7 protein-coding genes and 2 pseudogenes are annotated in these 9,477 nt (G+C 69.1%); 6 read left to right on the top strand and 3 right to left on the bottom strand.

What is annotated here, in order from left to right:
• Window positions 1-453: 453 nt before the first annotated feature.
• The gene (locus CCN44_RS45020; RefSeq protein WP_167403981.1) at window positions 454-1,320 is read left to right on the top strand and encodes a hypothetical protein; all 867 of its coding nucleotides are present in this window, start codon (window positions 454-456) and stop codon (window positions 1,318-1,320) included.
• 634 nt (window positions 1,321-1,954) lie between these two features.
• Window positions 1,955-2,254, top strand: a pseudogene (locus CCN44_RS15040) (Tn3 family transposase); the annotation flags it as partial.
• A 15-nt stretch (window positions 2,255-2,269) separates the two neighbouring features.
• Here the strand turns inward: CCN44_RS15040 and CCN44_RS15035 are convergent.
• Complete coding sequence (locus CCN44_RS15035) at window positions 2,270-2,992, bottom strand: hypothetical protein (RefSeq protein ID WP_086697919.1); 723 nt, start codon at window positions 2,990-2,992, stop codon at window positions 2,270-2,272.
• 358 nt (window positions 2,993-3,350) lie between these two features.
• Window positions 3,351-4,265: a hypothetical protein gene (locus CCN44_RS44020; protein WP_143649763.1), complete on the bottom strand. Its 915-nt coding sequence runs from the start codon at window positions 4,263-4,265 to the stop codon at window positions 3,351-3,353.
• An 852-nt stretch (window positions 4,266-5,117) separates the two neighbouring features.
• Here CCN44_RS44020 and CCN44_RS15020 point away from each other — a divergent pair.
• The 4 genes from CCN44_RS15020 (at window position 5,118) to CCN44_RS46195 (ending at window position 9,131) form a co-directional block, all read left to right on the top strand.
• On the top strand, window positions 5,118-6,194 hold the full coding sequence (locus tag CCN44_RS15020) for a tyrosine-type recombinase/integrase (protein WP_086697917.1): 1,077 nt from the start codon (window positions 5,118-5,120) through the stop codon (window positions 6,192-6,194).
• Window positions 6,191-6,520, top strand: coding sequence for a helix-turn-helix domain-containing protein (locus tag CCN44_RS15015; protein WP_086697916.1), 330 nt, complete (start codon window positions 6,191-6,193; stop codon window positions 6,518-6,520). The genes CCN44_RS15020 and CCN44_RS15015 overlap by 4 nt, the downstream gene beginning before the upstream one ends.
• Window positions 6,521-6,524: 4 nt before the next feature.
• Window positions 6,525-8,120, top strand: a complete 1,596-nt coding sequence (locus tag CCN44_RS15010; RefSeq protein WP_086697915.1) for a site-specific integrase — start codon at window positions 6,525-6,527, stop codon at window positions 8,118-8,120.
• 690 nt (window positions 8,121-8,810) lie between these two features.
• Complete coding sequence (locus CCN44_RS46195) at window positions 8,811-9,131, top strand: hypothetical protein (RefSeq protein WP_237482591.1); 321 nt, start codon at window positions 8,811-8,813, stop codon at window positions 9,129-9,131.
• Here the strand turns inward: CCN44_RS46195 and CCN44_RS46190 are convergent.
• Window positions 9,056-9,260, bottom strand: a pseudogene (locus CCN44_RS46190) (cysteine hydrolase); the annotation flags it as partial. The gene CCN44_RS46195 and the pseudogene CCN44_RS46190 overlap by 76 nt on opposite strands.
• Window positions 9,261-9,477 lie beyond the last annotated feature (217 nt).

Raw genomic sequence — 9,477 nt, 5'->3', positions numbered from 1 at the left:
GCCGGCCGCGGCGGCGGCCTCGCGCAGCAGCCGCCCGGCCTCGGCGGCCTTCGCCTGAGCGCGGTGCTGCTGCGCCTCGTGCCACAGGCGGGGGCCTCCACCGCTTCCACGAGCGCCACCAGGAGGGTGAGGACCACCATCGCGCCGCCGCCCCGGGCGGTGCCCCGGGGCCCGCTCCAACGCGCGCGCCGACGCCCGCCAGCCGCCCGCGCCCGACCCTCCAACGGGCGTTCCCCCGGGGCCCGGCCGGCTTGCTCGAAGGTGTCCGCCGGGACGGACCGGGACGCCGGGAGGCGGGCGGACCGGGAAACGGGGAGACTGAGGGAGAGCATGACACCTGACCGCTGCGGCCGGACGGTCTGCGGCGGACGGTCCCGTGCAGGGGCCGGACCATCTACCTACGTCCGCGCGTCCGGGGGGGGGGGGCGACGGCCCTGTCCAGGAGTCCCCATCGTGACTTTGACCCCACAGCAATCCAACCGCCCTCAGCGCACGGCCCGACGGGTCGCGCTCCTGCTCGCCACCGCGGCGCTGCCAGCGGTCCTGGTGGTGCCCGCGGCGCCCGCCGCAGCGGTGCCCGTGACCAAGACATTCACCGCCGGCGCCAACCAGCGGTTCGTCGTACCGGCCGGCGTCACCCGACTGACCGTCACCGCCACAGGCGAGCCGGGACGGTCCGCCTTCGAGGGCGGAGCGGGCGGGACCGGCGCCACCGTCACCGGCACCCTCACCGTGGTGCCCGGCACCACCTACTACGTCAACGTCGACACGGGCGGCGGAGCCGTCACCGGTCAGCGCCCCGGCGGCAGCGGCGGCGGTGCCAGTGACGTCCGCACCTGCAGCTCGGCGCGCGCGAACTGTGCCCTGACCGGCGTTCCCGGCACCGACCCCCGCCTCATCGTCGCCGCCGGCGGCGGGGGCGGCGGACGCGGCTCCAGCTTCACCGGCCCCGTCCGCGAGGCCACCGGCGGAAACGCGGGCGACACCGGGAAGCCCGGCGGCGAGCGACCGGAAAGCGGCGGCGGGGGTAGCGGCGGAACCCAGACCCACGGCGGCAAGGGCGGAGCCGCCTGCCCCGAGGACTCCAAGGCCGGCACCGACGGCAGGCCCGGTACCGGTGGCACGGGCGGTGGCGGATTCGGCGGTGGCGGTGGTGGCGGCGGCTGGCACGGTGGCGGCGGAGGTGGAGGCTGCTTCCTGGTCACCGCCGCCGCCGGCGGGCCCGGCGGCGGCGGTGGCGGGTCGAACCTCGTCCCGGCGGGCGGCACTTCCAGCCCCGCCACCGGATCGGCGCAGGTATCCATCACCTACGGTTCCTGAACCGTCGTCCGTGGGGTGCAGCGTGCCTACGTCGTCCACGGCACCGTCACCGTTGTTGCGGTACGCCTCGGGGGGATCCGCTCATGACTCGCCGGACAGTCCCTAGCAGGGCACGCTGATGGTGTAGCTGCGCAGTGCGGGCCGCCCCGGTCTCGGGGCGGGCCCGCTGGCGGTTCCTGACCTGGGTCAGGGCTTGCTTCTGGCCTTCGAAGGTGGTGGGAGCCTGGACCACCAGCATGTGTGCGACATCCCGTGGGTTGCTCTGAGCCTCTCTGAGTCTTCAACCTCGTGGCCAGGGGGTTCGTCCTCTCTCCGGCAGTGGTTCGCGGGCTGACGTAACTTCGGGATTTCTGAAGCGTCCTCACCGTGTCCGATCGGTTCACGACCGGGCTGAAGGTGAGGGGGCTCGGGTTGGCGCTGGCTGTCGTACGGGAACTGCGCGATGTCCGGCCGCCGACCACGGCGGAGGAGCTGGAGCAGTTCGAGACCGACGTGCTGGCGGGGTTCGTGCTGGCGCGGGCCTCGGCCGGGTTGGCAGACGGCACGATCCGCGGAGACGTCGGCCACCTGGAGCAGATGCGGTCCTGGTTCGGCCGGCCGCTGTGGGAGATGGAGCCGCCCGACGCCGACGCGCACCATCCACCAGGCGTACCGCGACGGGATGGAGGACCAGCTCGGCGCGCTCGGCCTGGTCCTCAACGCCATCGTGCTCTGGACGACGAAGTACATCGACGCCGCCGTCGCCCAGCTCCGTGCCGAGGGCCACGAGATCCGGGACGAGGACGTCTCGCGCCTGTCCCCGCTCAAGCACCGCAACCTGAACCTGCTCGGCCGCTACAGCTTCACCGCCAGCGTCCCGGCCGTCGGCGCCCTGCGCCCGCTGCGCGACCCGGACACGCCGGAGCTGGACGAGGACGACGAAGGCGAGACGTAATCGCGCTGATCGTGGCTATGCGGTGCCCTCGATCTCGGCCCTGAGCTGGGCAGCGAGGGCACGGGCCTCCTCCGCCTGGACGGCGGCTTCGGGGCGGCCCTCCTCGATGGCGATCCGGTCGAGCAGAGCCGCCTTGCGCTCGGTCAGCCGGAGGCGGGCAACAGGGTCCGGGCGCTTGTACATGTCCCGGTACAGGTACTTGAGGCCGTCGAGGAGCTGGCCCATCTCATCCAGCAGGGAGAGCGTGGGCAGGCCGCCGGTGACGGCGTGCTCGCCCTTGCCGTGCTCCTCCGCCCACTCGTCCAGGCTCCGCCCGGCGGCGATCGGCGCGTACGCGGCCTCGTGCAGACGCAGGTATTCGTAGGTGGGCCGGGCTCCGGGCGGGAGCGGGTTGAACGGCTCGTGCAGGGCGTTCTTCCACGTCTGCTCGGCCTCGCGGTACCGCTCGTGGGCGGACTGCCGCTTCATCTCCATCTGCTCGGCGATGGCCTCCCAGCTGGTGCCCTTCGCCCGCTCGAAGATCACGGCGCGGGTCAGGACCTCCTGGGCCTGGTGCACCAGGGCGAGCGCGTCGCCGACCTCCTCGCCCGGCTCGGCGTAGTCGTCGCTACCGGTCGACACGCCGACGGCGGCCCGGTCGGCGAGTTCACGCAGTTCGTACGAGAGGACGAGTCGGGCGAGAGCCTTCGGGCTGTAGGCGTACCGCTCGGTGTCGGGGTCGAGCTCAACATCCGCCATAGCGTCAGGCTACACCTGACATCCCCACAATGTCAGGTAATGCCTGACATTGTGGGTTGCCGGTCGATTCTGGGTCACCTGTCGGCAAACGATCGCTTGACGACAGGCGGCTGACGCGTCCAATGAACCCGTGCAATCCGGGGGTTCGCGGCGGCGCACACACACGACCGCCGCACCGGTGTCGGCTCGGCGGTGCGCGCCACTCAAGGGCGGTATCCGTGCAGCGGTTCGACCAGCGGCGGTGCAAGACGTGCCGCGTCGCCGACGCGTTACCGGTTCGCTTCCGGCCCGGGCCGCCGGGCCGCCGGCGGGTGCGGCAGGGCGGTCCCGGCCGCTCCGGCGAATCGTGCCAGCTCCCTCAGCTGATCACCGACATTCTGGGCATTCTCGCTGAGATGCGGGAAACCGCTGCCGCAGCACCGACCCCCGTCGACCGATCCGTGACGACCCAGATAAAGGCGTTGACTGAGTAACCATGGCCCGGGCGCAGGTTGAACTCAACGTTGGGCGTAGTTATGCTGAGCGGCCCGTCTCTTCCCTGCGCCTCTTCGAACCCGCTGATTCTGCTGCGCCACAGTCTGCGACTTGCACTGGTCAGGAAGCGCCCGTCCTCGAACACGGCCAGTTCGAATCCACCCTCGGATGTGGCATTGCTACCGACGCCGACGGTTTTCACATGAAAGGCGAATGAGCCCGGATTTAGGAACGCGCGCGGAAACTTTTTCCCCGGGTTCTCGAATACCATCCACACCCCGCATCCGGCATGGGCTATGACGCGCCCGGGGGCACCTTCGTCAACCAACCCTGATCGGGCTTCCAGTTGGAGCGTTCCGGTGAATCGGTCGTGGGTCTTTTTGACCGGCGGGTGGTCGATGTGAAAGTTCCAATCGAAGTCGTACGGTGGGGCGAATCCGGACTCTGCACGGGGTGAGACGTCGGGGGTAGCGAGTGGCTCGTCATGCTGCAGCGTGTCTGTCGTGTCGGACAGTTTTAGTAGTTCGCAGGTGCGCAGTTTCTCCAGAGCCTTGACGGCGTGGGGGTCTTCTTCGATGAGCTTCCTGAACGGTGCGTTCAGTGGGTCCGTCAACTCCACCAGGCCAGCTTCTGCGGCACGGTCCTGTTCGGCTGCTTCCTTAGCACGCGCCACGAGTGCGGCGACCGAGCGCTCCGCATTCTGCCGGTCCGTCTGAGTTACATTATCTTCGTCTCGGAATGAGATCTCGAATTCCTTCGACGCTGGGTCCGGCTCTGAGTAACGTGTCGTACCGGTCATGATGCCTGGCCTTCCTTGTTGCGCAGTGCGGGGTTCTTGAACTCCTTTCCTGGATTGCATGAAGCCCTCTAGAGCCATTATTTGGCGGGGTAACCCGAATGGGCCTGCTTGATTACTCCATACGGGTGATAGGTTGAGCTTTGAACGGGTGGGCAGCTGCCGGGCGGCTCACCGTTGGACCGTGCACGGGACCGTTCTGTGGTCGTTTTTCTGGCAGCCGGACAGGATCGCGGTTCGGCAAGCTGACACTCGCCGGGCCCGGCAGGCTCCTCGCATCGACCGGCCCAAAAGGTCCAGCGGATCAGACGGCGTGTGCTGTACGAGGTCGCCCAGAACCTCGTATCGCGCGTGGACCACCCGCTCGGCTTCGTGCAAGCCGACCCCCAGGGGGCGCAGCGCCTCCCAGACGGACCTGACCGCCGACAGCCGGCGGTCGCGCAGCACGTCGGCATCGACCCCACGGCGGGTCCGTTCCTCCAGGTAAACCCACCAGCCGCTCACAGGGCCACCAGCCGGGATTTCAGGGTGTGCGTCATGAGTTCGAACGTACGCCAGGACTCGGAGCCCGCACGGCCGCCCTCTTGGTGGTGCTGTCGCATCTCGTAAGCATTCCGCCCTTGTCTCGTGGGCTTCCCGCTGCCTGAATCGGTGTCGAAGTACTGTCCGATCTCGTGGACAAATGTGCGGCATCCCGTGGGTTGCTGTGAGCCGCGCTGAGTTCTCGACCTCGTGGCCAGGGGGTTCGTCTTCTTTCCGGCAGTGGTTCGCGGGCTGACGTAACTTCGGGATTCCTGAAGCGTTCTCACTCTGTCTGATCGGTTCACGATCGGGCTGAAGGTGAGGGGGCTCGGGTTGGCGCTGGCTGTCGTACGGGACCTGCGTGATGTCCGGCCGCCGGCCACGGCGGAGGAGCTGGTGCAGTTCGAGACCGACGTGCTGGCGGGGTTCGTGCTGGCGCGGGCCTCGGCCGGGCTGGCGGACGGCACGATCCGCGGGGACGTCGGGCACTTGGAACAGATGCGGTCCTGGTTCGGCCGACCGCTGTGGGAGATGGAACCACCCGACGCTGACACGTACTTCGGGAAGGTGCTGCGGGCCTCGCCGAGCGGCACTCGGCTGGGGCGCTCTCAGGCGCTGACCCCGTACTTCCTGTTCCTGGAGCTGCGGCACAAGGTCGAGATCCACCGGATGACCGGGCGGGTGATCGAGTGCCCGATCGACGAGATGAACCGGCCGCACGGGTCGAAGGACGCAGCTCTGCGGATTCCGCCGTCCGAGCCGGAGGTCAAGGCGCTGTTCACCGGGTGGGGCGGCGAGCTGGCGACCTGCCGGAAGTTCGCCCCGACCGCCCGGAACTACACCGCTTCCAAGCTGATGTCCCAGGTCGGGCTGCGGGTCAGCGAGGCATGCAAGCTCGATCTGGCGGACATCAAGTGGGACCTGGGCCGCTTCGGCAAGCTCCACGTCCGTCACGGCAAGGGAGCCCGGGGCTCGGGTCCGCGCGAGCGGATGGTCCCCCTGATCAACGGCGCCGACCGCACGCTCCGGTGGTTCATTGAGGACGTCTGGGGCCAGTTCGACGACGACCACACCCGCCCCGGCGCCCCGCTGTTCCCCTCCGAACGCAGAAGCGCCGACGGCTCCTCGGGCCGGGTCGGCGACGATGCCCTGCGCGGCGGGCTCAAGGCCGCGGCCTTGGCGCATCTGCCGGGCTGGGGCGACAAGCTCACCCCGCACGTCCTACGGCACTTCTGCGCGTCCGAGCTCTACCTCGGCGGACTCGACCTGATCGCGATCCAGGAGGTCCTCGGACATTCCTGGATCGCCACGACCATGCGATACGTCCACGTCCAGCAGACCCGGGTCGAGGACGCCTGGGTGGCCGGGCAGCAGCGGGCCGCGAAGCGGCTGGAAGGACTCCTGCGATGAAGTGGAACCTGCGGCTGACCGCCGCGAACAAGGGGATCTGGAAAGCCTCCGAGCTCCAGCGGAGCCTGGCCGAGCACGGCCTGGTGATCTCGGCCGGGAAGATGTCCGGGCTGTGGTCCGGCCAGCCGGTCTCCCTCAAGCTGGAGGACCTGGACGTCATCTGCGTCGTCCTCGGCTGCGAGATCGGCGACCTCCTGATCCCCGAGCCGGAGAAGGTGCACCGCCCCGGCCAGGAGGAGACGGTCCGGGCCGCTGCCGGCTCGGGGACCGCCGCGCCGAGGGTGATCCCCAAGCGCCGGGACGGCCGGTCGCTGCCCCCGGAGTGATCCGGTGGCACGCTTCCCGAAGGGCTACGTCAAACCCACCAGTTCCTGCCCTGGCTGCCTGGCCTGGGGCGACTTCCGCGGACGACTCTGCCACACCTGCTACATGTTCGGCCGCGGGCACGACGCGGCGGAATGCACCGGCTGCCGTCGCGTCCAGCCGCTGAAGTGGAATTACTGCCGCTTGTGCTGGTGCCAGGCCCGCCTCGGTGCGAAGACAGCCGACGGCCACCCCTCGGATGGGGCGGACGTGCGGGAGCGGCTCGCCGCCGTCCGGCACCATCAGCTGTTCTTCGTCCAGATGCACTACCGCAGGAGACCGACGCCCCCGGCCCGGCGGAAGGGAGGACGGCGTGGAGCCCCGCGCAAACCACCTCCCGCGCCGGCCTGGCGCCCAGACCCCGGCTGGCGGCAGCTGCCGCTGTTCGAGCAGATCCCCCGGGACTTTGGCCGACTCGACCCGGCCGACGCCGACCTGGCCAGCCCGTGGCTGGCCTGGGCGAAGTACCTCGCCCACCGATTCGCCGAGGCCCGCGGCTGGGGACGCAACATCCGCTTCGCCGTCAACCGGGGCCTGGCCGTCGTCCTCACCAGCCACGTCGAAGGCGACATGATCCGGCATACGGAGATCTTCGCCCCGCTACGGGCGCTGGACCTGCCCGTCGGCCATGTCGTCACGGTCCTGGAGGAGATGGGGATCTTCGAGGACGACAGCGAACCGTCCTTCGAACGCTGGCTCGTCGGGCGCCTGGAAGGACTCGCACCCGGCATCCGCTCGGAAGCCGAGCGCTGGACCCGCGTCCTGCGCGACGGCGGCCCCCGCAGTCTCCCGCGACGGGAAGGAACGGTCTGGCTCTCCCTCAACCAAGTCCGCCCAGCCCTGCTTGAGTGGTCGAACCGCTATCACCACCTGCGGGAAGTAACCCGCGACGACGTCCTCACCTACATCAAGACACTGCACGGTCACCAGCGGCGTGACCAACTCGTCGCCCTGCGCTCGCTGTTCACCTGGGCCAAACGGCACGGGCTGGTCTTCCGCAACCCCACCAGCCGCATCAAGGTCGGGCAGAACGAGTACAGCGTGCTCCAACCGCTCCTTCCGGAACAGGTCGAGAGCTCCGTCGCGGCGGCCACCACCCCGGCGGCACGGCTCGTCCTCGCGCTCGCGGCGGTCCACGCCGCCCGGGTCGCCCAGATCGCCACCCTCACGCTCGACGACGTCGACCTCGGCAACCGCCGGCTGACCATCGCCGGACGCGCCCGGCCTCTCGACGACCTCACTCTGAAGCTCCTGACGGACTGGCTGGGCCACCGGCGCTGCCGGTGGCCCAGCACCGCAAACCTCCACCTGCTGATCAACAACCAGACCGCCAACACCACCAGCCGGGCCAGCAACCACTGGATCAGCGCACCGATGCGCGGGCAGGACGCCACCCTGGAGCGGCTCCGCGTCGACCGACAGCTTGAAGAGGCCATGGTCCGCGGCCCTGACCCACTCCACCTCGCCGAGGTCTTCGGCCTCGACGAGAAGACCGCGATGCGCTACGCGGACTCCGCACGGGCCCTCCTGGAACAGGCTGCCGAGACCGACCCCGCAGGTTGACCACGAACCCACGGGCCCAACCGCCAGAATCAGGGAATCGACCCGTGGGTTCACGGTGAAGAACCTTCAGTTTCCCTGAACCCACGGGCCTCGTCGGGTGTGAGTAGTCGGCGTACAGGAAATCCCGGTGAGATTGATCTTCCTCGCTTCGGTTACCTCGCGGGGGGTGTCGAGCTGGGTGGGGATGCGGCTGGCTCGCACCTCGCGCAGGTCCGGATGTCGAGGGCCGCTGCGAGTGCGACCTCTACCTCCGTTGTTCGAAGTTCCTCACCACCAGTGAGTACGCACCGCGCCTGCGGTCCCAGCTCGACCGTGAACAGCAGCTCGCCCAGAATGCCGCTGAACGCGGCTGGCCCCGCAAGGTCGAACGGCACAACGCCATCACCGACCGGATCCGCTACCTCCTCGCCGACCTTTGCGAGAGCATCGACCCCGGCCCTGACGATCACTGCTGACCGGTTCGTTGCGGCAGCCTCAACGAGAGCACGACGGATGCTTGCCGAATGGATGGATCAAGGGCTTCTTGGGTAAACACCACGCACGACTGGGCCGGCACCGTGGACGCGGACCATATCGATCGGATCCGCCAGGGATTCGCAGGAGTTCGCGCCGGGCGGACCCGAACACCTTGTTCTCGAGATCGTTGCTTACGCCGCTGACGAGGCAGTGAGCCGGGGCGGCGGACGGTGTGTGGTCACGCTGCATACCGACGGCTCGGTGTCGGTGAAGGATGACAGCCGGGGCACCGACACTCCTATCGACGAGCATGGCCGGGTGGTGAAGAAGCCGGTCATGGCCACGAAGGATCTTCGGTTCTTCGATCTCCCGGAGGCGGAACGGCTTCCGGACGGATATCCGCGTCGCGGCATGTCTGTCGTCGCAGCCCTGAGCGAGTGGCTGATTCATACCAACCGGCGCCTCAACGGATCCTGGAGCCGCACGATGTTCGTCATCACCTCGTTGCGAGGGCTGACTCCCGGATCGCCTGGCCGTAGCCCCATCACCACGTAGATCGCGGGGGGCCGGCAGCCCGGGCTCCGTTGATCGCCTGCGCAAGCGCGGCAGATAGCCGGGACCGTCGTCGGCGACGGCCAGGACGTCCCGTTGGACGTCGATCACCAGAAGTGCGCTGTTCGCCATGCTTGCCGTCCCCTCTCGGCGGGCTCGGCGGGCTCGGCGGGGAAACAAGAGCAAGTCTGGTGGATCAACCGAGCCGCGGTGGAGGGTTTCGGAGACCCGCCGTCAGATATGAAGCCGGCACCGAGGCGCGGTTGTCGACCATGACGCCGCAGGACACGCGCACGCGTACGGACCGCTCTGCGCAGGCCGGAGCGGGGGGGGTGCTGGGCCGAGGGGG

It is taken from the genome of Streptomyces tricolor, assembly GCF_002155905.1.
Taxonomy (GTDB): Bacteria; Actinomycetota; Actinomycetes; order Streptomycetales; family Streptomycetaceae; genus Streptomyces; species Streptomyces tricolor.
Note: the sequence above shows the minus strand (reverse complement) of the source record. Positions and strands in the feature narration are given on the sequence as shown.

Bases quoted from the DNA above. Each gene is read 5' to 3' on its own strand.
- CCN44_RS15035 (WP_086697919.1), bottom strand. From the start codon at position 2,992: ATGGCGGATGTTGAGCTCGACCCCGACACCGAGCGGTACGCCTACAGC.
- CCN44_RS44020 (WP_143649763.1), bottom strand. From the start codon at position 4,265: ATGACCGGTACGACACGTTACTCAGAGCCGGACCCAGCGTCGAAGGAA.
- CCN44_RS15015 (WP_086697916.1), top strand. From the start codon at position 6,191: ATGAAGTGGAACCTGCGGCTGACCGCCGCGAACAAGGGGATCTGGAAA.